Source organism: Paenibacillus sp. GCM10028914 (assembly GCF_042666275.1).
Taxonomy (GTDB): domain Bacteria; phylum Bacillota; class Bacilli; order Paenibacillales; family Paenibacillaceae; genus Paenibacillus_AQ.
Genome location: NZ_JBHTFO010000017.1, coordinates 37,232 through 60,530 on the forward strand (window position 1 = coordinate 37,232; position 23,299 = coordinate 60,530).

The 23,299-nt window shown below is 37.3% G+C and carries 33 protein-coding genes; 5 read left to right on the forward strand and 28 right to left on the reverse strand.

All coding sequences use genetic code 11. The features are described from left to right. Positions 1–10: 10 nt before the first annotated feature. The 16 genes from ACFQV5_RS17565 to ACFQV5_RS17640 form a co-directional block, all read right to left on the reverse strand. Entirely contained in the window at positions 11–958 is a 948-nt protein-coding gene (locus ACFQV5_RS17565) for an ABC transporter permease (RefSeq protein WP_379248675.1), read from the reverse strand. A 191-nt stretch (positions 959–1,149) separates the two neighbouring features. Continuing rightward, positions 1,150–2,220 (reverse strand): helix-turn-helix domain-containing protein, encoded by a 1,071-nt coding sequence (locus ACFQV5_RS17570; protein ID WP_379248676.1) that lies wholly within the window; start codon positions 2,218–2,220, stop codon positions 1,150–1,152. Beyond that, positions 2,168–3,367 (reverse strand): cache domain-containing protein, encoded by a 1,200-nt coding sequence (locus ACFQV5_RS17575; RefSeq protein ID WP_379248677.1) that lies wholly within the window; start codon positions 3,365–3,367, stop codon positions 2,168–2,170. Before ACFQV5_RS17575 ends, ACFQV5_RS17570 begins: the two co-directional genes overlap by 53 nt. 13 nt (positions 3,368–3,380) lie before the next feature. Next, a complete protein-coding gene (locus ACFQV5_RS17580) occupies positions 3,381–4,775 on the reverse strand; it encodes a sulfatase family protein (RefSeq protein WP_379248678.1) in 1,395 nt (464 codons plus the stop codon). Between the two features lie 236 nt (positions 4,776–5,011). Beyond that, positions 5,012–5,206, reverse strand: a complete 195-nt coding sequence (locus ACFQV5_RS17585) for a helix-hairpin-helix domain-containing protein (RefSeq protein ID WP_379248679.1) — start codon at positions 5,204–5,206, stop codon at positions 5,012–5,014. A 35-nt stretch (positions 5,207–5,241) separates the two neighbouring features. After that, on the reverse strand, positions 5,242–6,453 hold the full coding sequence (locus ACFQV5_RS17590; protein ID WP_379248680.1) for a hypothetical protein: 1,212 nt from the start codon (positions 6,451–6,453) through the stop codon (positions 5,242–5,244). Between the two features lie 37 nt (positions 6,454–6,490). Continuing rightward, positions 6,491–6,943 carry a GNAT family N-acetyltransferase gene (locus tag ACFQV5_RS17595; protein ID WP_379248681.1) on the reverse strand — a complete coding sequence of 151 codons (453 nt, stop codon included), beginning with the start codon at positions 6,941–6,943 and terminating at the stop codon, positions 6,491–6,493. Between the two features lie 57 nt (positions 6,944–7,000). Beyond that, a complete protein-coding gene (locus tag ACFQV5_RS17600; RefSeq protein ID WP_379248682.1) occupies positions 7,001–7,381 on the reverse strand; it encodes a VOC family protein in 381 nt (126 codons plus the stop codon). A 108-nt stretch (positions 7,382–7,489) separates the two neighbouring features. Beyond that, complete coding sequence (locus ACFQV5_RS17605) at positions 7,490–8,188, reverse strand: metallophosphoesterase family protein (RefSeq protein WP_379248683.1); 699 nt, start codon at positions 8,186–8,188, stop codon at positions 7,490–7,492. 62 nt (positions 8,189–8,250) lie between these two features. Beyond that, complete coding sequence (locus ACFQV5_RS17610; RefSeq protein WP_379248684.1) at positions 8,251–8,823, reverse strand: GNAT family N-acetyltransferase; 573 nt, start codon at positions 8,821–8,823, stop codon at positions 8,251–8,253. A 74-nt stretch (positions 8,824–8,897) separates the two neighbouring features. Next, positions 8,898–9,425, reverse strand: a complete 528-nt coding sequence (locus tag ACFQV5_RS17615) for an HXXEE domain-containing protein (protein ID WP_379248685.1) — start codon at positions 9,423–9,425, stop codon at positions 8,898–8,900. Between the two features lie 14 nt (positions 9,426–9,439). After that, positions 9,440–9,967, reverse strand: coding sequence for an orotate phosphoribosyltransferase (pyrE, locus tag ACFQV5_RS17620; protein WP_379248686.1), 528 nt, complete (start codon positions 9,965–9,967; stop codon positions 9,440–9,442). A gap of 96 nt (positions 9,968–10,063) precedes the next feature. After that, on the reverse strand, positions 10,064–10,507 hold the full coding sequence (locus tag ACFQV5_RS17625; RefSeq protein ID WP_379248687.1) for a YhfM domain-containing protein: 444 nt from the start codon (positions 10,505–10,507) through the stop codon (positions 10,064–10,066). Continuing rightward, positions 10,491–10,952: a DUF5662 family protein gene (locus ACFQV5_RS17630; protein ID WP_379248688.1), complete on the reverse strand. Its 462-nt coding sequence runs from the start codon at positions 10,950–10,952 to the stop codon at positions 10,491–10,493. The genes ACFQV5_RS17625 and ACFQV5_RS17630 overlap by 17 nt, the downstream gene beginning before the upstream one ends. A gap of 40 nt (positions 10,953–10,992) precedes the next feature. After that, positions 10,993–11,526: a GNAT family N-acetyltransferase gene (locus ACFQV5_RS17635; RefSeq protein ID WP_379248689.1), complete on the reverse strand. Its 534-nt coding sequence runs from the start codon at positions 11,524–11,526 to the stop codon at positions 10,993–10,995. Positions 11,527–11,710: 184 nt separating this feature from the next. Further along, entirely contained in the window at positions 11,711–12,607 is an 897-nt protein-coding gene (locus ACFQV5_RS17640) for a phytanoyl-CoA dioxygenase family protein (RefSeq protein ID WP_379248690.1), read from the reverse strand. Positions 12,608–12,821: 214 nt separating this feature from the next. Here ACFQV5_RS17640 and ACFQV5_RS17645 point away from each other — a divergent pair, with 214 nt between their 5' ends. Then, positions 12,822–13,214: a hypothetical protein gene (locus ACFQV5_RS17645; RefSeq protein ID WP_379248691.1), complete on the forward strand. Its 393-nt coding sequence runs from the start codon at positions 12,822–12,824 to the stop codon at positions 13,212–13,214. 17 nt (positions 13,215–13,231) lie between these two features. After that, positions 13,232–13,543, forward strand: a complete 312-nt coding sequence (locus ACFQV5_RS17650; RefSeq protein ID WP_379248692.1) for a hypothetical protein — start codon at positions 13,232–13,234, stop codon at positions 13,541–13,543. A 238-nt stretch (positions 13,544–13,781) separates the two neighbouring features. Here ACFQV5_RS17650 and ACFQV5_RS17655 read toward each other — a convergent pair whose 3' ends face one another. The 3 genes from ACFQV5_RS17655 to ACFQV5_RS17665 all read right to left on the reverse strand — a co-directional run bounded on the left by ACFQV5_RS17655 (position 13,782) and on the right by ACFQV5_RS17665 (position 15,960). After that, entirely contained in the window at positions 13,782–14,297 is a 516-nt protein-coding gene (locus ACFQV5_RS17655; protein ID WP_379248693.1) for a hypothetical protein, read from the reverse strand. A 262-nt stretch (positions 14,298–14,559) separates the two neighbouring features. Continuing rightward, a complete protein-coding gene (locus ACFQV5_RS17660; protein ID WP_379248694.1) occupies positions 14,560–15,045 on the reverse strand; it encodes an 8-oxo-dGTP diphosphatase in 486 nt (161 codons plus the stop codon). A gap of 171 nt (positions 15,046–15,216) precedes the next feature. Beyond that, complete coding sequence (locus ACFQV5_RS17665) at positions 15,217–15,960, reverse strand: uracil-DNA glycosylase family protein (protein ID WP_379248695.1); 744 nt, start codon at positions 15,958–15,960, stop codon at positions 15,217–15,219. A 63-nt stretch (positions 15,961–16,023) separates the two neighbouring features. On the opposite strand from ACFQV5_RS17665, the gene ACFQV5_RS17670 reads away from it, so the two are divergent. From ACFQV5_RS17670 to ACFQV5_RS17680, 3 genes are all read left to right on the forward strand, one after another. Next, on the forward strand, positions 16,024–16,434 hold the full coding sequence (locus tag ACFQV5_RS17670; RefSeq protein WP_379248696.1) for a hypothetical protein: 411 nt from the start codon (positions 16,024–16,026) through the stop codon (positions 16,432–16,434). 91 nt (positions 16,435–16,525) lie between these two features. After that, positions 16,526–16,876 carry a hypothetical protein gene (locus ACFQV5_RS17675; RefSeq protein ID WP_379248697.1) on the forward strand — a complete coding sequence of 117 codons (351 nt, stop codon included), beginning with the start codon at positions 16,526–16,528 and terminating at the stop codon, positions 16,874–16,876. 8 nt (positions 16,877–16,884) lie between these two features. Then, positions 16,885–17,349, forward strand: a complete 465-nt coding sequence (locus ACFQV5_RS17680) for a hypothetical protein (protein ID WP_379248698.1) — start codon at positions 16,885–16,887, stop codon at positions 17,347–17,349. A 146-nt stretch (positions 17,350–17,495) separates the two neighbouring features. On the opposite strand, the gene ACFQV5_RS17685 is transcribed toward ACFQV5_RS17680, so the two are convergent. The 9 genes from ACFQV5_RS17685 to ACFQV5_RS17725 all read right to left on the reverse strand — a co-directional run bounded on the left by ACFQV5_RS17685 (position 17,496) and on the right by ACFQV5_RS17725 (position 23,221). Beyond that, on the reverse strand, positions 17,496–17,879 hold the full coding sequence (locus ACFQV5_RS17685) for an HIT family protein (protein WP_379248699.1): 384 nt from the start codon (positions 17,877–17,879) through the stop codon (positions 17,496–17,498). A 48-nt stretch (positions 17,880–17,927) separates the two neighbouring features. Then, positions 17,928–18,491 carry a GNAT family N-acetyltransferase gene (locus tag ACFQV5_RS17690; protein WP_379248700.1) on the reverse strand — a complete coding sequence of 188 codons (564 nt, stop codon included), beginning with the start codon at positions 18,489–18,491 and terminating at the stop codon, positions 17,928–17,930. A gap of 178 nt (positions 18,492–18,669) precedes the next feature. Then, positions 18,670–19,218 (reverse strand): hypothetical protein, encoded by a 549-nt coding sequence (locus tag ACFQV5_RS17695; protein WP_379248701.1) that lies wholly within the window; start codon positions 19,216–19,218, stop codon positions 18,670–18,672. Continuing rightward, complete coding sequence (locus ACFQV5_RS17700; RefSeq protein ID WP_379248702.1) at positions 19,218–19,778, reverse strand: GNAT family N-acetyltransferase; 561 nt, start codon at positions 19,776–19,778, stop codon at positions 19,218–19,220. Before ACFQV5_RS17700 ends, ACFQV5_RS17695 begins: the two co-directional genes overlap by 1 nt. A gap of 469 nt (positions 19,779–20,247) precedes the next feature. Further along, positions 20,248–20,778, reverse strand: coding sequence for a DinB family protein (locus tag ACFQV5_RS17705; RefSeq protein WP_379248703.1), 531 nt, complete (start codon positions 20,776–20,778; stop codon positions 20,248–20,250). Positions 20,779–20,823: 45 nt separating this feature from the next. Next, positions 20,824–21,360: a GNAT family N-acetyltransferase gene (locus tag ACFQV5_RS17710; protein WP_379248704.1), complete on the reverse strand. Its 537-nt coding sequence runs from the start codon at positions 21,358–21,360 to the stop codon at positions 20,824–20,826. Positions 21,361–21,408: 48 nt separating this feature from the next. Continuing rightward, positions 21,409–22,164 carry a GNAT family N-acetyltransferase gene (locus ACFQV5_RS17715; RefSeq protein ID WP_379248705.1) on the reverse strand — a complete coding sequence of 252 codons (756 nt, stop codon included), beginning with the start codon at positions 22,162–22,164 and terminating at the stop codon, positions 21,409–21,411. 2 nt (positions 22,165–22,166) lie between these two features. Beyond that, complete coding sequence (locus ACFQV5_RS17720) at positions 22,167–22,820, reverse strand: HD domain-containing protein (protein ID WP_379248706.1); 654 nt, start codon at positions 22,818–22,820, stop codon at positions 22,167–22,169. Then, complete coding sequence (locus ACFQV5_RS17725) at positions 22,817–23,221, reverse strand: VOC family protein (protein ID WP_379248707.1); 405 nt, start codon at positions 23,219–23,221, stop codon at positions 22,817–22,819. The genes ACFQV5_RS17720 and ACFQV5_RS17725 overlap by 4 nt, the downstream gene beginning before the upstream one ends. Positions 23,222–23,299 lie beyond the last annotated feature (78 nt).

Sequence of the window (23,299 nt, forward strand, 5' to 3'; positions counted from 1 at the left end):
ATTCTCCCTTCTACCAGAGACTGGTTTGCTTCATCCGTTTAGCAAGCTGATTAAAGGAAAGCAAAATAATGAAGTTGATTATATTGTTAAACAAACCTACTGCAGTAGAATAACTGAATTTCCCACCAATCAAGCCTGTTTTGTAAACATGTGTTTGGATAATTTCAGAAACATCTGCATTTACAGCATTTTGCATCAAATACACTTTCTCAAAACCGATGGACATGAAGCTTCCCATCTGAAGCAGCAGCATAATCATCACCGTAGGCATAATCCCTGGCAGATCAATGTTACGGATTCGCTGGACCTTCGTCGCACCGTCTACCACAGCAGCTTCATGCAGCTCTGGATTAATGGAAGTAAGAGCAGCTAAGTAAATAATCATCCCAAATCCAGCGTTCTGCCATACGTTAGACCATACGAACATCGACTTAAACCAACCTGGTTCCGCCATAAACTGAATCGGATCTACCCCGAATTGCCCCAACATCAAATTGAAGAAACCAGTTCGCGGAGAGAAGAAGATATACATCATTCCTACAAGCACAACGGTAGATATAAAATGCGGAGCATAGGTAATCGTCTGAACGAGCCGCTTATACTTATTGCTTACAAGCTGGTTTAACAGCAACGCCAGAATTACAGGTATCGGAAATAAGGCCAGCTCATAGATGGAAATCCCGATAGTGTTCTTGATCAAGGTTTCAAATTGATATGATTCCAGAAAAGTCTGAAAATGTTTAAAGCCTACCCAGGGACTTTCTAATATCCCCTTAATTGGAGTAAAGTCCTTAAAGGCGATTAACAGCCCGTACATCGGCCCATATTCAAATACGATAAAATAAAAGAGCGTTGGTAATAAGAGCAGATATAACTGCCATCTCATGAACATTTTTGTTAAGACATGATATCTTCGTTTAGGTATCTTTCGATCTGTAGTGATAGTACCTATATTCATTTCTTTCCCCCTTGTCAGCGTAAGTTGTTTGCGCTTTCATGTTAGCAAGAAGGTGGTTTCTGAAACAATAAGCCATTGTTAACTTCGGTATGCGAAAACAAACAACCCTTGATAACATCAATGTTTTCAAGGGTTACTGGGCTTCAGTATGCGATTGTGATCATGACATGCCAAACGTAACATCGCTTATTTTATTGATGTTCATAAAGCTTTCGATATTCCCCTGGCGTTAATCTCATCTCCTGCTTAAACTTTCTAATGAAGCTGGACACATCGGTATATCCAATACTTTCAACAATATTTTGCAGTGGCATCCCCGTCTCCTTGAGAAGCCGTTTCGCTTCTTCTAGCCTCAGATCATTGGCGACCTCCATAACAGTCTTGTTCGCTTTATCTTTGAAATATCGGCTGAGATGAACCTTAGACATTCCGAAATGCTCTGCCATCGATTGAACGGAAAAAGTATATAAACAGGCATGTCCTTCAATATATTGAATCATATCATTATATAGATTATCCGTTTCCTGATCGAGCTGTTTTAAATCGTGATATGCCCGCATACATGCATCCTTGACCGTTGCCTCCAGTTCTTCAAAACTCTCGTACTTTACGAATGCCGTCACATCAGGATATTCCAAAGACTCTTTCCCGGCAATATCATTCATTGTCTGCATTACACGATTTACAATTTCAAGACTAATATGCTTCGCTGCATATAAGTTACTGCTCTTCTCCCTCATATTAGTAAGCATAGCATTTGCCTCGGCTAAAGCAGACTCAGGTTGTCGTTTCCGAAGCAATAACTCAAAGCGTTCCAGCTCTTTGAGTGGATACCAATCTAAACTTGGAGATTCCATCGCGGTATCCTGAAAGAAAATAACCTGATTACTTCCTTTAATCACTTTATATTGCACGGCCGTTACCGCTTCGATGAAGGAGCTCGAAATTCGGCCGCAATCAGCATCAAGATCATACGCAAGACCAGTCCCAATCGTTACGGGAATTCCGGTAGACTCAACATATTGCTTATGGATTTCATTCCAAAATTGCTCTGACAAACATGCTCCCTCTTGAGGTACAGAAAGGATAAAGACAACCATTTGGGAGTCAATCATCTCCACAACAAACTTCTCCATATCCTCTGGCAACAGTTCGGCATAACGTGAGGCTAGCTCACTTTTACTTATATGACTCTCATTGGCTTGAGCACTAAACTGCATGGCCTGCACACAGTATCGCTTGTACGGTTTCTCCTTGCTCATGAAGTTGATGCTTGCTCGTAATTCTCCCTTTCAACAACTCCGATAGTAAATATTCTTTTAAGGCAGGTCCGATTTTCTCTGTCTGAGTACGCAGCGTTTCACTCAGCGTCTCCGCATGGATCATCGCAGCTTTAATTTTATGTAAACCATAGTTATCCTTAATGATCGGCCCCCAAGTACGATCTGTTAAATCAATCAACTTACGAAGCGGATGGTAATTATAGCGCATGCTGAGATAAATCATAAAGAAACCAATCGCAATGATAATGGCCGTCGCTAATACACCTTTATAGATAATATCATTGACCGGCTTCATGACCTCTTGTCTGGGAACCAAAGTTGCATAGGTCCAACCGGTTGTCATTGATTTTACATAAGACAATAAATACGGCGTTCCCTGAAGCGTAATCACCTCAGAACCTCTTTCCCCTACACTTAAAATTTTTCTGACCGTTTCTGCGTCGTCCGTAGTATCCTCTCTCAAGGAAAGCATCAACTGATCATTATCGTCAAAAACATAGGAATTGCTCTCTTTATACCTTAGTACGGGATTAAATAACCCTTTAAGTGACTCCTCCTTGATCAGGAAGATCGCTGTGGCTGTAGGTTTTAAGCTATTGTAGGGAACAGGGAGCATGTACTTGATCAGATTATCATTCGAATTCGATGCTGAGGGGAGTAATAACGGCTTTCGAACGGCTTTCATTTGCTCCATAAATTGTTCGTAGTCCCACTGTTCTTTAAAGTACTTATGATGAAATAATTCCGGGGTATATGTGGTTTCTGATGAAAATAAATAATTCGCTCCATGAAAATAAAGATTCAATTCACGAATGGCCTCGTTACCTACTGAAAAATTAAGAGCAGCAGATACATTCATAATACCGAGTGGTTCCTTCGTCTCCTCGGAGCTTAAACCAGGGATCGAGGACAATTGAAACGCAATACTCATAAATTCACTGAATTTTGTATCCACGAGATCCCGGATTTGCTGCAAAGCTTCATCATTCTTCTGAAGCTCTTGCTGTTTAGTCAAGCTTAAGAAGTTAAAGTATATAATCATTCCGGTAATCAGAATTGGAATAAGCAACACAAGTACATAGGACAGCAGATACTGATAGAATAATGAGAGTCTCCAACTTTTCATCCTAACACCTCTCTCAACACTGCTGCTGTGATGTAACCAAGCGTTGTAATAAGCGAATGCACAACCGATCTACAACTTCCTTATAAGCAGCATCACGAACAAGATTGTTCTGTTCGTCAGGATCCTCTGCCAAGTGAAATAACAGATACGGCTCACCTTCTCGGTTCACAGCAAGCTTCCATTCACGGGTTTGGAGCAAATACTCTCCATGAACCTCAACTAAAGCTTCTTCGCGATGGATAGCGTCTGCATCTTGGATAATCGGCAGCAGTGATTTTGCAAAATAAGGCGCATTCCATTCACCTCCTGCAAGTTCAACAAAGGTGGGGCCTATATCAAACATTTCTACCATTTCATCAGTGACGGTACCAGTTATGCTTCTATGAATCGTGTCCGGCGTCCTAATAATCAGTGGAACCCTGATTGCAGGATTTAGAAACGTTTCTTTATAGATTAGACCATAGTCCCCATTCATCTCTCCATGATCGGAAGTGAAAATAATGACCGTCTCATCCAGCATCCCCCGTTTCTCAAGCGTTTGAAGGATCTCACCAATCTGATCGTCGATTAAAGTGATCATACCGGCATAATTAGCGCGCATTGCAGCAACATCCTCCTCACTTAGATCAGGCGAGTGCTGGTCTCCTTTTGATAAATATGTATCCAAATGTCCCCGCGGACGACTGATATCCTGAGGGGGACGCAGGGTAGCCTTTGGCATTGTAGCGGGATCATACATACTCGCATAAGGCTCAGGCGCGTCCCAAGGTTCATGGGGGCCGCCAAAGCTAACCATGCAGAACCAAGGCTGCTCATCATTTACACGTTCAAGATATGCTTTCGCTTTCGTACCAACATATACATCCGCATAATGTTCTAAGGGAATTACAGAAGGTCGGGCCATATAAGCCTTGGTGGCAAAGCGTTCATCATAGTCGGCGATATAATCATCGAGCAGGCCAAGCCTCTCCCATAATTCGGTCATATGACTCTTCACCCACATACAAGCCCTGGGCCCTCCAATTTCATCCACATCATCAAAGCCATATGCATTTATCAAATGTTCTCGGTCTCGTAAATCCCCCTGATGTCTGTGAAGATGTGTCTTACCAAATAAACTCGTGCGGTAGCCAGCATTACGCAACGCCTGCATCCAGGTCGGTATCTCGGATGGCATATCATAATCAGGTAGATTTCGAACGACTCCTGTATTATGAGGATATTGACCTGTTGCCAAAGCAATCCGAGCAGGGATACAGACTGGAGCATTGGTCAAACAATGATTAAATAGAACTCCTTCTCTCGCTATTCTGTCGATATTCGGTGTGTTAACCCAACTACCCTTTTCACCAACAGCATCCCAGCGTAACTGGTCGGCCATAATGAACAATAAATGGGGCTTCTTCATCAATGATCGCCCTCCTCGTGCTCTTAAATTGGTGTATTCTAATAATCCAAGATTAGATTAATGATAGCGATTACATCACAATCATTCTCATTATAATACCACTTTCTCTTAATTATTGAATTGCGTTTTTTTCGGACAAACATAAGGGAATGGAAATAGAAAAACCCAAAAGATAGCCACTTAAACGTTGGTGGATATCTTTTGGGTTGTTATCATATTCGTGTTACAGTACGCCATTAATTCGCAAACTTGAGTCCTTGCACTTCCAATGCCTTTCGAAGTTGTTCCACCGCATTAGGTCCAATACCATGCAGCTGTTTCAATTCAGACTCACTGAGTTTTGAGACTTGTTCCAATTGTGTAATACCTGCATTGGCAAGTGCTCGTTGAGCTGGTTTTGCCAAACCTGTTGGAAGATCATTCTCTTGCATTTCCCTACTTCCTTTCCCTATGGCTTCTGAGCTCTTTACTTCTTCTTAGGCTTAGGATCATTGAGCGAAGTTAGTCCTATGTATGAGAAATCATCCCAATATCTATAATCTTTAGTGCTATGAACTACAAATAAGCCATCAGTATCATGTGTTGATTTAGTGGAAACATTCTTAGATATACTGTAATAATACGGAGGGGTACGATCTGGTAAGGACGAGTAATAAACAATTTTCATTAAGTCGTCAGTATACCATTCTATAGCCGAGCTTAATCGATAATGAGCACTAAGTTTCCTAACTAATTTCATATCGTTTTCAATATCAAAAATATAGTACATTTGCTGCTCAGTACGCCTCTTATCACCTAGTACTTCTTTCTGAACAACTAAGTATTTTTTATTTGGTGAAACCGTGAAGTTATTGTAGGTATTAATGTAACCTTTACTTTCGGGTATTAAAACTTTTTCCTTACCATTTTTAACCCAAACTAGAGATGAAACTTTATAATCTTTACTTGTATGTTTTAGTATAAATGAACCCTTAGAGAATTTAATCGTGGCTGTTCCGTATTTTTCGCCTTGTTTTATACGTGGAACTTCCCAGTCGGTTATTTTTATAGGCGTCAGTGTCCCATTGTAACCCACTTTAAATGGTTTATCTCCTCTTTCAATATAGTAATCCCCTTGTGTACATATAGAACAAGCTTTTAGCATATTGTGAATCCGTCGCAGATAAAATCCATCAAACAAGTATTTATTGTCGCTAATTCTATAATAACGCAGTGGTTGACTCGCTTCATTACTGTTTCCATTTGCTTTAAATCGAATAGAATAAATACCCAATGAAGGTTCTAGAAATATAGTATCTTTTGTCTCTGTTACTTTCCTGAGCTTTTGTGAATTAAAATCAAACTCATATAGAGTAGATGTTTTTGCATCATAGAAGTCAGCATAAGCTTTCAATCCATATGGCGTGTTGAATAATTTTCCATCGATTTTTTTATCTTCCATTTTTACTTTGGGTGCTAAAGATTTATCATTAAATACGAACTCTTCCTTCGTACTCTCACCCGTATCAAAATTTATAACATTGGTTCTAACTGTAATTTGAAAGCCTTCTTTGGTATTTGCAAATAAAAACTCAGCTCTATAACGTAATTTTTCTGTGTTATTCGCTTCAACACTTTGTGAAGAAATCAAAATAATAAATAACAAGGCAATTAAACTAATAATACTTTTTCGAAACACATCAAATGACTCCTTTATTAGGTTTGTTCAGTAATGATCATTCTATTCGAAGTTGATAACCTGTTTTTGTACCTTTATTAAAACCCAGGTTCTCATAGAAACTGTGTACTTCTTCTTTTTTCGAACCCGTCAGTAGCATGACTTTGTAACTGTTCTGCTGCTTCGCTATTTCTACCGCTTTATTGATTGCTATACGCCCATACCCTTGTCTTCTATGGCCACTGTGTGTAATCACGTTCTCAATTAAACCATAGGGTCTTGCATTTCGAGTCAGGTTCTTCTGGATGTTAAGTACACACGAGGCAATGAATTCTCCGTCTCTTTCAACTACAATTATCTTCATATAGTTATCTGCTAATATTTCTGTCCAGAGCTGTTCCAGTTGAAGGTTCATCTCCAATTCAGGATCTTCCTCATGCAAGTGCTTATAGAGTTGCAGCAGTTTAGGTAATTCATCCTTTTGAATCAATCTTGCTACTGGTCCTGTCATCCCTCTCGTCCCCCTTATACTAAATAGATGATATTCCCTTGTTATATGATGTTAATGCTATGCATTCTTATTCCCAACTGCTATCCACCGACCATCAATATCTTCGAATACGAATTCATTATTATTATAATCCGTTGTGGCTAATGGTCTCACAATCTTCACTCCTAAATGAAGGAGTTCTTGTTCCAGCTCTTTCTGTTCTGTTGCAACAAAATAAGCGTCATACCCATATCCATGAATCACTCGATTAGGCACATATTGATCCTGCTTGGATTTGGTCAGAACTATCTCAATAGAATCTCGGTATAAACAAATATGAGGTTCTTCTGAATCCAAATAATTAACAGCTCGAAACCCCAAATTTGTGTAATAATCTGCAGTCTTGTGAATATCAGGGGTGGGGAAAATTTGCAGACAATGAGAGAATCCTACACTCATAGATGTATCACTCCTATTATGTATTCAAATTACTACTACTGGCCGTACCTCCTCAATGGTTGATCCTCACACTTCCAGATTCTCATCCAAAATCTGTTTCACTTACGCTCATCTCTTAACATAATGCGTTGAATAAACTCCATCTTGATAAATAAGACAATTCAATTGCATACCGTAGGCACACCCGCCATCAATCCCGATCTTCCCCTCGCTAAACCATATGTCTGAAGTATGATGCAGCTCTATGGTTCTTGTATGCCCGAATACATTGACTTTCTCTGCACTCAGCTTGGCGTGATGAAAATCCCCCTTGATATACATAAAATCATGATCCGATTGTTCTTTCCAGTTCGTATAACTGGGATTAATTCCTGCGTGAACGTAAATATGCTCTTGATCTTCATAGTACAATGGTAGATTCTTAAGAAAATCGATATGTCGCTCATACTGACTACGAATTTGCTTCAAAACCTGATCAAATGAATCCAGAAAGAACTCTTCACCTGTATAACTTTCAAAGGTCTCTTTTCCTCCATGCTCCAGGAATTTGTGCCGAATTTCAGCATTGCCGATCTGAACTAAATCGACTAGCCTCTGATCGTGATTGCCACGCAGCGCAACGGCTTGATGGTTCTCAACAAAATCCATTACACACTCAACCACTTCCTTACTATGAGGACCCCGATCCACATAATCACCTAGCAAAATGAGTTGATCTTTAGAAGATTCAAATTTCACTTCATGAAGCAACGCGTTCAGCTGTTCATTACAACCGTGAATATCGCTTATCACTAGTGTTCTTTTCATGACCGCGTCTCCTTATTTTCCGCAATATTTATTTCCAAAGATTGGGTTATAGACATTATAAATCAATTATTTCGAGTGAATAAATCACTTTTTAAAATCGAATACATTTTCTGATCTGTAAAGGTTCCCTTGATCTTCAATTGCTCACGTAATATTCCTTCAAATTTCATGCCTAGCTTCTCCATTACACGAGCCGAACCAGTGTTATTGAAATTACATCTTCCTTCGATTCGATTTAATTCTAACCTTTCAAATCCATAACGAATGATTTCCCCAGTCGCTTCTGTAATCATGCCTCTGTTCCAATACTCACTCGCTATAGCAAAACCGATCTCTGCACGGCTATGCTGTAGATCCCAACTAATAAAGCCAGTTCTCCCCATCAATTTATTAGTTGGTTTATGAATAATTCCCCAGCGGAATGCCTGTTTGGACTCGTATTTAGCCATCACTTCTTGCAAGTAACTTCTGGTTTCATCTAGGGTCTCATGTTTATCCCAAAGCGTATGTAAAGAGACAACAGGATCTGAAGCAAATTCAAAATAATCTTCTGCATCACATAAGTCTAATTTTCTAAGGATTAAACGCTCCGTTTCAAATACAGGTGTTTCAGAAAACAACAATTCAATTTGCACAATTGATCACCCTTCCAACTTTGATAGAAGGCTTATGTTTATATTTTGTCTGTATGGTTTCCAAATCAACTAAATTATTTAACAATTTTCCGTCCAAGTTCATGACCAAACAGCACGATGGGCACCAACAACAATCCAACTGGAATGCTGAATAACACCTCTCCCCAAGTTACTAAGCCCTCACTGATGATTCGAGAATACATGTACAGCGTATAGGGGAGTACAAGGATAACAGCACTTACTACCCCCGGGGTGTACATCTTTAAGTACAATGACTGCCCTAGATGTGTAAATACATGGAGAAAAAATAAGGAATTAAATGATAAGAAAATAAAGAACTTCCCTTGCTCTGCTGCTATAAATGTAAAAGGAATAAAGATAATAAATTCAAGTAAAACGGCTACGGCAAACTGTCCGCTCGTGATATTAAACATGTTATTAAGTTGCTTCCTAAATCCTGGTGGAACCTTATGTATGACTTTATTTTTGTTTTTCTTAATCCATGACTCAACCCATATGATCTCTTCTAAGTCATGGAGAACAAACACAACGATGAACAACCACACCAGTGTCTGTATGCTTATATCATTCAGCATTTCCATTAATTATCGTCCTCTCACAGCTTAGACGCTTCAATAAGTTCTTCCATCTTGAACAGTGAGTGTACATTGAGTCCAATCTCTTCTAATTTAGTTCTTCCTTCTGGGTTACGTTCAATCACACATACGATATCTTCGACGATGGCTCCTGCTGCTCGCAAATCATTTGTACTTAGAATGACTTGTCCTCCTGTGGTCACGACATCCTCGATAATACATATTCGCTTACCTTCAATACTGGATCCTTCAGCTAATTTGCATGTTCCATACTCCTTAGCCTTCTTTCTTACAAAGGCAGCAGGAATATTCGATTGAAGTGAAAGGGCTGTTGCTATTGGGATTCCTCCCATCTCAAGTCCTGCCAGAACCTCTACTCCTGCTGGTATTAAAGTAACTAATTCCTTAGCTACTTTAGATAACACGATCGGATTAGCTTCAAAGAGGTACTTATCAAAGTATTCATTTGAAATCTGACCAGACCTCAGCGTAAAATCTCCAGTTAAATGTGCGACTTCATAGATTTCCCTTGCTAATTCGTTATTCACTTTAGAAATTACCTCCCAATAATTTTATTAACTGGTTGTTACAAGATGTTATATCCTTAGGCAAACCTACATTACATATCCCCTACCAGTCTACTCCTACTCTTTTGAGACTAATAGTTCCCTCAATAGATTTGCATCCTCCACTGGGATTTCATATCCTTGACTTGTATTGGATTTATCCACTAGTAGTCCTTTCATAGATTGATCTGTTCCAAGTGACAAATCATATCTCAGCTCTGTATTATCCATGAATGTGACCGTCATCTCATATTCTGCAATATAATTTAACTCACCTGGCATTTTAATTGCATGGTTTATGGCATTTTCAAACATCGTGATAGATTGCATATCATCAAAATAATGATCTTGGCATATTTCATCCTTATGAGTCTGGAAACATTCAAGATTTATAGAGATCATCGAATTCTTAGAATCTTCCTCACTCTGATTACATCCCATAACAAACATTGAGAGTAGCAGAATTACGATTACAAGTTTTATTTTCATGTTCATCAACTCTTTCTTACTTTTTACCTCCATATGTTATCTCTTCAAGTCTCTGTCTGGTTTTCGGATGCAGCACTAATCCGCTAGCCCCCATCATTTTGTTCGTTAAATGATTCGGATCTTTGATCAGACGTCCCCATTTTCTGGAGAAAGACCTCCAATCGCACAACATTTCAATGATATATTTTTCAGGCATAGGCAGAGCTTCTTTGGAGTCTTGATTAACTATCCAATAATTCCAATGGTGCTTGTTCTTATGTTGATGACGCAGCCATGCATATTTCCACTCTAATTCAGTATCTTCATTATTATTGGTAGTGTAGAACTTCCTGGCATAGGGGACGAACTCTTTCGGTGAGAACTTCGAGAAGTCATGTACTAGTCCTTGGAGATACAAACCTTCCTTCCAGCATTCAATACATACATTAAGTTTGTGGTCTAGCACGTATAAAAAATATCGCCAATATGCTCGAAGCATGGGTCATCCCTCCAAGAAATCGGATCCTCGATTTCACATTTCATAACAGGAATTCCATTTGAAAATCCCTAGTGCCGTTCTCATAAAGCTCTTCGTTTAATTCTACCGCTTCCGTACAACCAATTGCATAATAAAATGCAACGGTCTCCTCAGCAGAACCAGCACAGATATATATTTTATCTGCTTGCCACTTTCTTGCTATGTCTGCGATAATCGAGAATAACTTTTTACCGACCCCTTTATTTCGATGTTCCAATGATATAAATAACTGGTCTAATAAAACGTACTTGTAATCCTCACCAAAAAACTCCCGGTTTAATGTTGCGAAACCTATTAGCTTGTTACTGTTATCAAAAGCACCTACCGCATACCCATCATTTTGAATGGTTGATTTCAAGCTATTGAGATGGTGTGCATAGCCGTTTGGCCAATCCGAATCTTGATAGTTGATTTCGACTAACTGACGTCTTCCATCCACTTCTCGCCAAGCATTTTTGATGTACTGTGATGGATTCATATCATTGATTTGTTCACACTCTTCAACCGCTAGCTTTCTATAATCCTCATTCATCATGATTCTATCCCTCCCTATAACCTCATCTGCTCAAATATTACCATATATTCGTTTCAAACATAGTGAATGATCTCTTTCTTTTCATAAAAAAAGGAAAGGGGTCTTTCACCCCACTCCTCCAAGCAATTCCTATTTCATTGGGAATCCCATATATCAGTAACGGGCTGATTACTTGTTACTTTTTTTATACGCCCCACTCTTTACGCGCTTCTTGAACTGACTTGTACGGCGTCTTGCCCCAAGCATAATGGCCCTTCGGTTTTTTGCCGATCCAACGTTCATCTACAGGCTCAGAAGCAAGCTGGTAACGAGTATCCGAGCTGATACGAAACTGATTCATCGTGTTGTTAAGTGAAGCATGCATCATGAACATCCCGAATATAATCGCATCGCCCGCTTCAAATGTCGTCGTCGCCCATTGCCCACCGTACATATCCACGATTTCGACCGGATCATCGGAGAACCACCCTGTCGCCACGTTATCACGATCGACATCCATTTGACCGTAGGTTTGTTTAATCTTTTCGTAATTTTGTGATCCAAGCAACATTGCAAGCGTGCCAAGTTCAAGTGGAATGTCACTAAAGGGCGTCCACATGGTGTATACATTTTTCGTCCCACGACCCATGTAAACGTTATCATAGTGAGCGCCAGTATTACCGCCCTTCGCAATCGCTCGCGGCCATTTGAAATCATAAGTCATAACAGGCCCGCCTAGTAGCTGCTCAAAGAACGAGAATACCTTTGTTGAATTCACAACGTTCAGAAAATGAGGGAATTCTGCTTGAAGATCGTCGGCGCTTTTACCCCACATGCCACCTCTGTTCTCAGGTCCAATAACCCCTTCCTCAATCGGTGCGTTAGGATCCAGTTTACCCGCTGCCTGCAAAGACTGTAGAAACTCCATTCTTGCCTTTAAAACCTCTTCACGATCATGAAAGCCGCGAATTAATAAGTAACCCTCTTCCTGTAGTCGCTGGCGGAGCGCCTCTGTATCATTCAAAATATCATTCGAGCTACGAAGCTCCGTCAAATATTTACTACCCATTTCGAGCTCGTGCTCGCCGATTTGTATCTTCATCCTTGCGTCCCCTTCCTCATTATCTAAAATTTAAACATACTCAAAGTATAAGGAAGGAAGAATACTAAGTCGTTAATGAAAACCCGACTCGTTTTACGCAAAACCTGACGAACAAATTCGTCATGCCAGCACATTCATTCCCCTCTTTTTTATGCGCGGATTTTGTTATATCATGACTTCGTTAGGGAAATTTGCATAAGAGGAGGGGACCAAGTTGTATTTAGCAGCAAAACAATTACTTATAAAAATTGATGAAATAATCGAACTGAAAGAAAAAATGTTTGAATTATATTTAAAGAATCAACAAGAAAAATATGTGATCTTTAAAAATAAATTAGAAAGTTTATTATATAACTGCACAATTAATGATCTAGTTACTGTTATAGCAATATGCAATATTGGAAGATGCGAAAGAGGACATAGACAGCTTGCCGATGGTTCAACTGAATTTTTTAAGATTGATATTCTAGAAAATGAAGATCAATTGCTTGAAAAACACTCAAAGTATTTGAGATACAAAACTAAGGAAGAGCTTACCTTCTATATCCTTCGCAATAGCGCTGTTCATCAAAATTTGTCCGAAGGGAAATTGATACTAAATTTTTAAGGAACAGGGGAATAAATATGATTGTTGAATTTAGTATTTCAGGTGATATTTTTTATTATGAAATTGATGATGATGTTGCCAAGGATTTGAAGAATTTGCAAGGTGAATTTTCTGAGATGCTTAATAATATTAAGGGAACTCATCCTTTTAGAGAATATCATGAAATTGTGGAAGAGAATAAATCCATATCCTTTGCAGGGTATATTAATGTATTTGGCGTAGAAGACTTCTTAGATTGGATAAGTGTAGAAAAATGCAATCGTAAAATCGGGAACAAGATTCATAATCAAGATTGCTTATACAATCCAGATTTAAAGTTAAATTTTTAGCCTCTGAATAACAAAAAAAGCCAATTGAAGCAAAATGTTCAATATAGCTTTATTTATTTAAGACAAGGCATAAAGAAACTCTACTTAGAGCTTCTTTACCGATTCTTTTATCGTCACTTTTTCTTCCTGATCATACACTCCATTAATTTCAAAGTTCCCTCTTCGAAGAATATAAGGAAAGAAGAATACAAAGTCATTAATGATAACCCGACTCGTTTTACGTAAAACCGGACATCAACTACTCGGTTGTTAAATAATACCCATCAACAAGCCATTCTCTTAGACCATTCTTTTTTTTTGACTTTAAGTTAATGACAATATAAGAGCCGTCATGCTTCTCCCAAAATTGTTTAGCTTCAGTTTGATCTGGATTAATTAGTAAAGCAGGCATTAAATCACCCACTTCAAGGTTCTTTTTTCTTTCTTCACTAAAAAACGCATCTATAAAAGATGACTTCTCTGCATCCCTAAATGAATTCAGAAGATTTTCATTAAGCCTTACAACATCAACAAGTCTCCAATCATTAGCAATTTGTCCTTCACTTACTCTTAGTTTTGCTAGTATTATTTCTTTTCCTCTGTCCCATGAATTCTCCAGTTTATTTTGAACTTCCTGTGCTTGTTCTTGGTATTGAGGCTCTATTTCAGGGAACAGATAATCATGTGCGCCACCTGCATAAATACTAGTTCCAGATATGGAAATTAAGCACAATACAGCGAATATCATTGATTTTTTATTGTTTTTCATCTTCAATCATTCAATCCTCCATTCACCACGCAGTTATTGATGGACCAGTTATCTAGCCCTCATATATATAAAACAGTAAAATATAAAAAGTTTTATTTTCTTTTCGAAACCAATAATTTAATTATTATTTTGTAGAACTTATTATGTTGAAATAACCGAGTCAGGATATAGCACCACAATAAAAAGCCGACCAAATGGCCGACTCATAGGGGACTGTGATTCGTGAAATCACTCCCATGATTACTTCATATAAGCTATATAACAAATGCTAAAGTTTCTTTACCGATTCTTTTAACGTCACCTTTTCTTCCTGATCATACACCTCATAAATTTCAAAGGTTCCTTCTTCGAAAAATAAAGGGAATCTTCGCTTAAACCAATCCTGCATCGGGTAGTTCATGGCTTCTTTTATCGGTATCCATTCCAGTTCACCTTCGGGAGGATTCTGTAACAATTCACCTTCATATGATGTAGCTAAATAATTGAATACCATATACCTAAAATTCTGCTTTGGATCTACGAACTCATCAAGTCCTTTATAAATGAGATTCTTTACTCTTAGTCCGGTTTCTTCCCAGACTTCGCGCGCAGCTCCTTCGGTTAAACTTTCAGGAAATTCTACTTTCCCGCCAGGTCCGATCCATCCAGGAAAGCCCATTCTACTTGGTCTGTTCACTAATAGAACCCGATCTTCATCCTTTACTAAACACATCGTATACATGGCTACTTTTATTTCTTGAGGTTTTTGCGTCATTAGGTGATGCTCCTGTTCTTGTAAATATAAATTCTTCTATGTAGTTTACAGCAAATAATAAAGTGGATTATAATTCGGCAGCTTGTTTAAATTATATATTAATTCTAGTTTATTGTATTCTAATCTTTCATAGTGGCCAGCCTCCACTAACCCTATATTTTCTTCAAAAATTCACTTCAGTGACAACGACTTTATCTTCTCTTTCATTTGATCTTGATGATAAGCAAACTGCTTATGTCTATGCCCATTAGCTCCAGATGGATGAGGAAATCCCCATAAGCATTGGTCAGCATTCAGCTTTCCTGCCGCCACAAGATGATGAAGAACACTCTCTACTATTTTTCCCAACGGAATCAATAGAACCGGTTTTATATGATCCAGCTCTTCACATATAGATGCAAGTGCGGTCTGTTTAAGAAAAGGATTGGATAAAAGATTGGGATGGGTTCCACTGTAATTGTTCTTCTCAACAAACACTGGAAAACCCAGCAAAGATGTCGTATGCAAAAGCTTCTGTTGATCCCGAAACAATTCATCACAACTCGATATGTTCAAATATCGATCCAAGCCAATTCCATTCAGCATGTCGATTAGATTTGATCTCATGGTCCCCGCAAATCTGGCTGCTTCCTTTGCTGTTCTACATATTTCTTCATCTGATAGTCCCTTATCCATAACTACTTTAGCAGCTTGTATCGCGGTCCTCATCTGTGTCAATCCAGGTGTCAATCCAATGATCATCACCCTAGCCGAAGGGTTGATATACTCATTATGCGGCGCATAATACATTTCAAGCTTCCCACTCCGAGCCATTAACAAATCATCTACGAGTAAATCTTCTTTAGCTAACATCCTATCCTTAGGGAGCGAGCGTAAGGCATGTTTATATTGATCTAGATAATTAGAAATAAGCATATTTTATGTGCACTCCCTACTACAAATCATTTATTGGGGAATAATATTGTTGAGGTGTTCAACATGATCATAAAAATATTATCAATTGCATTATTATCCTTTAATCTGAATTTATTTCATCCAGATCAACCATCGGTTCAGATTTTTGATGTGAAACAAGAAAAAGTGATTCAAGAGCGTCCTTTAACGCAGGAGCTTGAGAAATCAATAATTACGCTTCTTCAATCTTCTCCAACAATACATGGCGGTTTATCGATTGATCCAAAAGATGGACAGATCTTACATGTTAAATTCAAAAATCCTGTAAAATTATCTTCTGACATTTATCCTGACTTGATCAAAGAGGTTTACCTTTTTCTGGAACACGGTGTAAGACCAAAAGCTTTAATATTCTTTAATAATACAGCGAAAAATATTGTAGTCGTTCTCGAAGGACATAGTGAGCAATTCATTAAGAAGAATATCCTGAGATGATATATTTTATTTCTCTTATTGACCAGCTGTGAAATATCCCTATATAATAGAATTAATTGTTATTTATTGTAATATAAAGGAGGTTCTACCTTTGTATGAAAAGATCATATTAGATGATATAAATAATGACACATTAGTTAATATGATTAAAATGGCTTACGCTTTTGAAAATTGGGAGCAAGTAATTTTTTTATCTGATAATCTCCTTGAAATCTCCACCCCGAATGTCAACAACAAAATAAAAACTCAAAAACCTCTTATTTATTATTTTGGATACAGTCATCTAATGAAAGGCCTGGCACTACAAAAACTTAAAAACTATAAAGAATCTTTGAAATGTGTTTACCTATATTCTGATTTAAGCTGGATAGATAATAGTCAAAAAGGACAATATTACATAAACAAATTCCAAACTTTGCAAAAGCAAATTCATATAGTTTAGAGCTGTTAATGGGCGACAGAGATAAATTGCCAGATTATCTAGACTTAATAAAAATGGATCCTGATGAAATATTGCCAGGTATAATTACTATTCTTGAATCAGCATTGGTACATAATTTTGAAATAGATCATGAAATTTCACAATTAATTTCATATATCTCTGAATATGATCATCAATACAGACCTGTTCGCATAGCTTACTACTTAACGGCATACTACCTACTAGCTTTGTATTATTGCAAAAGAAAAAATTTTGCTAATGCGATAATTTATACTTTACATAATATTACAGAATCTGATAAACTTAACAATGATAGGTACTTCAAAAGATCTATTGCACTATTTGATGTACTTAAAACCCACGCATCAGTCCTCCAAATTACGGAATATTCTCATATTCTAAATTCAATTTTAAGAGGAGTGGTTGAAAATGAAGAAAGCTTTGATTTCAATAGTGTTGTTGGGCTTAATTAGTGTTGTTAGCTTCAATTCTATTCTTCCAGAAGATCAATCTATAGTTACACAGTATAATCATGGTGCAGACTTCTAGAAATTAAATAAAGCGGATTATTTCCTTGAGGAATAATTCGCTTTTTTTATTCATTAATTCTGATAGCTTACTAGGACTTTCGTTTGTTCTCGCTACTCTTAAACCAATTTCTAATGCCTTTACCTGCATAAAATTCATCTGCATACCTTGGTAGTACATGTAAATGTGCGTGGAAAATATGTTGGCCTCCAACTGAACCACAATTCCAGCCCACATTATACCCATCTGGTTTATACTCCTGATCAATAATGTATTTAACTTCTTTCAATAAAGCGTATGTACTGTTCCACTCTTCTTCAGTTAGGTCAAATACCGTTTCTCTATGCTGCCGTGGAATGATGATTCCTGATCCTTCAATATCCGTTCTATTCAGCATTAAAAACATACAATGGTCATTCTCTAAAATAAGCTTTTGATAATCAAAATTAGGGTTACACAATTCACAATGGCTCATTAGTATCCACTCACCCCATACGTAGTTATCCTATATCTAGAAAGCTATCTAATCTCCGGTCCTAAATAGTTTGTAGTGATTGTATTCTTTCTGCTCGATAATGATCGTATTTTGATATTCAAAGCCGCTTTTTTGGATGACTTTGTTAGATCCAACGTTGGTTGTCAATGCGATAGCATTCAATACATCAATATTTGTTTTCTTGAATAGAAAATCTACTAGACCTCGAACAGCTTCTGTTGTATAGCCTTTATTTCTTTGATCTTCAGAGATTCCAAATACGATTTCTCTGTTAGGAGCTGGTAACTCATCCTTTATCCCTGTACAACACCACCCTATAAAATCACCCGTCTCTTTCGATATGATTCCAAGTCGAAGCATTAAATCGGAGACATTTCCGCAATCCGCAATTGCTTTTAGAAATTGTTTGTTCTCAGGAATTTCATAATTTTCAATCCAGTACATACGTTGTTCCTTTGGTGCATTCCAATCAGGCAAAAACTCCTCGATATGTGGCTGTTGCGAAATTTTACAAATATCCTTCCAATCATTGAATACATATTCACGTAGAATAATATTCTCACATTCAATTGTGAAAGCTTTGCTTGCCATTTATCAGTTCCCCTTAAGGTTGAATAATTACTTTATGTATCTCTGTACTGTACCAAATGAAATCTTCATATTTGGTGCATATACCAGCCAGGATTCTTCACTAATCTGGTCTTTCTTAGATATTCAATTTTGGTATCCCAGTAATATTCAGACATCAAATTTCTCCTTGTTATTCGTTTTACACCATATATCTCTGGATTACTTCTTCATCCCATACTTGAACTTCAATATATCTCTCAGGGCCTTTATCTCCATACCTGTTCCATTCTTGTGGTAATCCAAATTTTTTAATGACTTCCATTATTTCTTGTTTAGTATAAATCTGTTTACGATATGGTTTATTATCCTCGAACCTCATGGTCGGAAATAGATCGCCATATGTAAAACTAATCGAAGTTTCTGTAAACTCATCTAAATCGATTGCTATCTTATCTGAATCTCTATACCAAGATTCTAGCCATTCACAGGAATCTAGTACCATGTAGTGAGGAAATGTGTTTCCAGGCTTGCCTCCCTTAGCAATAAAAAGTGCCCTGGCAATCCTCTCTAGATCTCTTCTAATTATCATATAGTCGTCTGATCTCTGACTTGCAAATACCTTGCCTTCGTTTCTGATTTCATTAGAAATCTCAGATGCTTTCTCAATCGATAGATTCGAGAGATTTCTGAATGGTCCCTTATCCTTTTCAAAATAATGATATAAGCAATAGCTTCCCAAGTTTCTCATTATCCTTTAGTTACACCTATATTTTCAACAATACCGTAATAGATAAGGTCCTCATATCGACCTTCTTTTTTCACATGATCAATCAATACGCCTTCTTGAATCATGCCTATTTTTTGTATCACTCGCCCGGATGCAGGATTCGAAGCAAAATGCCTAGCATAAACTTTATGATATTGTTTCACATCAAAAGCAAAGTCTAAGATTGCATTTGAAGCTTCTGTTGCATATCCATGTCCCCAAAACTCTTCACCAATCCAATATGCAATTTCGCCGTTATCATAACGTTGATTATTAGATAATGCTATTGCACCGTATAAAGTCCCCTTTTCTCGATCACAAATAGCAAATTCGTATGATTTATCAGCATTAAAGTTATCCATATGATGTTCTATCCATGATACGGCACAATCCGTTGTATAAGGGTAAGGTAGGGTCAGTGTATTTTTATAAATATTGTAGTTATTACATAGTTTAGCAACCGTTTCAGCATCTGATTTTTCAAATAACCTTAACAATAGCCTCTCTGTAGCAATCGTTTTGTTCATCTCATCATAAATCATTGTTATTCCCGCCTTTTCTATTAGTTGTTTAGATGCACAATACTATCTATTAACGATAGTTCATTGTTACACGTCGGTAATTGCCTAATATTTAGACATTGAGTTCCTAATTAATGAACTAGCACCATAGTGAATAAGACCAACTAACGAAGTTAATGAAATTGCTACTATGCTAAAATGAATGCCCCAAATATCTTTGAAAATATAATACAAAACCAAAAAGGTTAAACAATATAATGAAATACCTACTACAAGTTTATAACCGGTCTTAATATTCAGTAGTTTAATAATCAGAAGTGTTAATAATGAGAAGAATAATATAAAAAAGGAAGGCAGAAATATTAGAAGCATTAAAAAATCAGTAAATAAAGGGAACTCATCATGCACATAATTAGGCCAAAAATTAAATACACCTATTAACGAAAATAGAAGAGATACCACAATCCATATTCTAAATGTAACAGACATTCTACAAGAAAGATTTTTCAATATTATACCACCGTCTAAGTTGATTTATATGAGCTTGGTGATAACGGCAATGGTCAGCCATATGCCATAGACCCCAGCGAATCGTTGCTAGCTTTTCGTTCTCATGTCCAAAAGTGACAACTTTATCTAAATCAGCATCTGTTAATTGTGTACATGAATCTTTCAATTTACTTAATACATCTTTATATTCGGATTTAAATGTATTCAAAGACTTTTCCTTAACCATAGGAAGCCTATTATTCGAATCGATCATGGGGCCGTATTGCTCTTTTAAACAATCCGGAAGTGACTGCCCTTTTATCCTATAAACCCAGTTCAGATCCACGTACATAAGATGTTGTATTAGCTGAGCAGTACTATTGAATTTATTCTGTAGGCCCCTGTAATCTAATTCATCTTGCAACATGCCATCCACGATGAATATCAGTCTTTGATTATTCTCTTTTACAGCAGCGTATAACATTCCTACAACTGGTGACATATTGCCTTCACCTTGTAGATCATAAAGCATCCTAGCTCCCTCCTCGCTTCAACTATGTAATGCTTGCATACGATTCTATATTTTTGTTTTTAGAATTGAAAAAATCACCGCGTCCACATATCTATTCTTCTTATAGTAATATTCACTCAATAATCCTTCTTCCCGAAAATTTGATTTCTCTAATACTTTTCTTGAGTTGACGTTATCACGATGTATCAATGCTTGAATTCGATTTAATTCAAGTTCTTCAAAGCCGAAATTGATTACTGCTTCTAATACCTCAGTCATATATCCTTTGTTCCAATGGTTAGGTGATAATTCATATCCGATCTCAGCCTTGTAATGCTTCTTAGCCCAATTATGAAAACCACAAGTTCCAATGATTCGATCTTCGGATTTAAGCGTTATTCCCCACCTAATTGCTTCTATATTGTTGAATCTATTATTCCAATACATGATTAAATCTTCTGCTTGTTTCAACTCCGTAAAACTGTCCAAATCATAGAACATTGTTACTTCATCCATTGAAAAATAATCATATATATCAGCTGCATCTTCTAAGCGTAGTTGTCTAAGCGCTAATCTTTCAGTTTCCAATACAGGAAAATTCATCTCTTTAATCCCTCTTTCACAACTCAAATATGTAAGTAATGCGTTAATCTAATTATTGTTGGTAGAAGATTCGAAATCTTTAAAATCACAGCGCCAATCCGTTACAAAAGCCGGATAGTATCCTACCCGATATGCCACTCTTTGTGAGACAATATTACTTGAAATAGCATCATAAAGCGGTACATAGCCACGTTCTAATATTTCAAAAGTTAAGCTATTTAGAAGATGCGATGCCAATCCTTGATTACGGTATTCCGGAAGTACGTCTATTCCAATTTGCCAAATCTTTGCACATACATTCCCCGCGCCTGCCATGCCAATTATTTTTTCCTTTTCCTTAGCTAGTACGACCAGTACAGTATGATAAGGATGATTCATATCAGTTATAAGTACATTATCAAATCCTTCAAGCCCCAATAACTTGGAAACATCATCTTTCTCAACGACTTCATATGAAAAATGGGCTGGTGGTGATGTTCGCTTTATCCTATTTAAATCAGGTAGAAAATGTAAGTATAGTCCTCTAATGAAAGGTAGAGAAAATATAGTATCCCGATCTTTTCCCTTCATCTGCATTTTAGAAATTGCTAATCGTTCCGGCGTAGCTGATACCACAATTGATTTACCCATGGACAAAATTTCAAAATAACGTTCTCTTCTTGGAAACGGCCTGCGACCTGGATTCTCTTTTGCTTCTACAAAAACAATGCTGTCTTGTTCTTTGTTCAAATCCTCAACTGTACAATTCATGTCAATTGCAAGCTGTGATTGTACGATATGGATCATTTCTTGTTGAGTCATCATATCTATATGTCCTTTCTTATATCGCTAAAATTCCACTCACTATAAAATTGTTTTAAATACGCCTCCATAAAGTCATGCCTTTTCTGTGCTATTTCTTTCGCATAATTTGTATTCATTAATCCCTTCAGTTTTAATAGTTTTTCGTAGAAGTGATGAATCGCCGTTTTTTCATTTGATCTATAATCAGTAGATGAAAAATCTCGCTCAGGATTATGTATTTGCTGTCCCTTCCAACCCGAATAAACAAATGTTCTTGCAATTCCAATTGCTCCTAAGGCATCTAGACGATCAGCATCTTGAACGATTTGACCTTCAATTGTTTCCAACGGTTTATTCTTTCCGCCATTGTAAGACATCGAAGAAATAATAGTCATAACTCTATCGATACACTCATTATCTTCAACATACTGAAGCAGCCAGTTTCTTACTTTATCTAATCCTGCTTGTTTTGATTCATTTAGTTTTTCATCTGCTACGTCATGTAGGAGCGCCGCCAATTCACATACTAACAAATCTGCCTTCTCGTACTTTGCGATTTCAAGTGCTACGTTCCTTACTCGATTACAATGCCACCAATCATGACCAGATGGATCATATTCTAATTCATGTTTTACAAATTGCTCAGCAAGTTCGATAAGATTACTATTATTATTCATTTTCCACCACCGAAAACAATCACGTAACCATCCAGATCTCTTACTCCAAATTCTACCCACTCCTGATTAATCATGCTTTCAGGTACTGGATCATAAGCTATGAATGCACCTTTCGACTTATATTCTTCATATATTTCGAGTACACCTTCGTAATCTGTATAACAATATGTATCCCAACCACTTGGTGGCCCCGCCCAATTTTCACTGGAATAATATGATCTTTCATTTGGTTTTACATCTTCAGGTTTTGTTGCTTGTTGTAATAAAAAGCCCACGTTATCTCTTCCTGCATGACCCCAGCTGTCCACAGTAAAACCCAATACATTGGAGTAATATTCGCTTGCTTTCTGTAAATCTGAAACTAATCTAACTTGGTTTGCATTCTTTAAATGTACACTCATTAATAACAACTCCTTTTAAATGCTTTTTATAGTATGTGCACGAAATCAGAGATAGAAAAAGGTTCCCCTCCGTGAAAA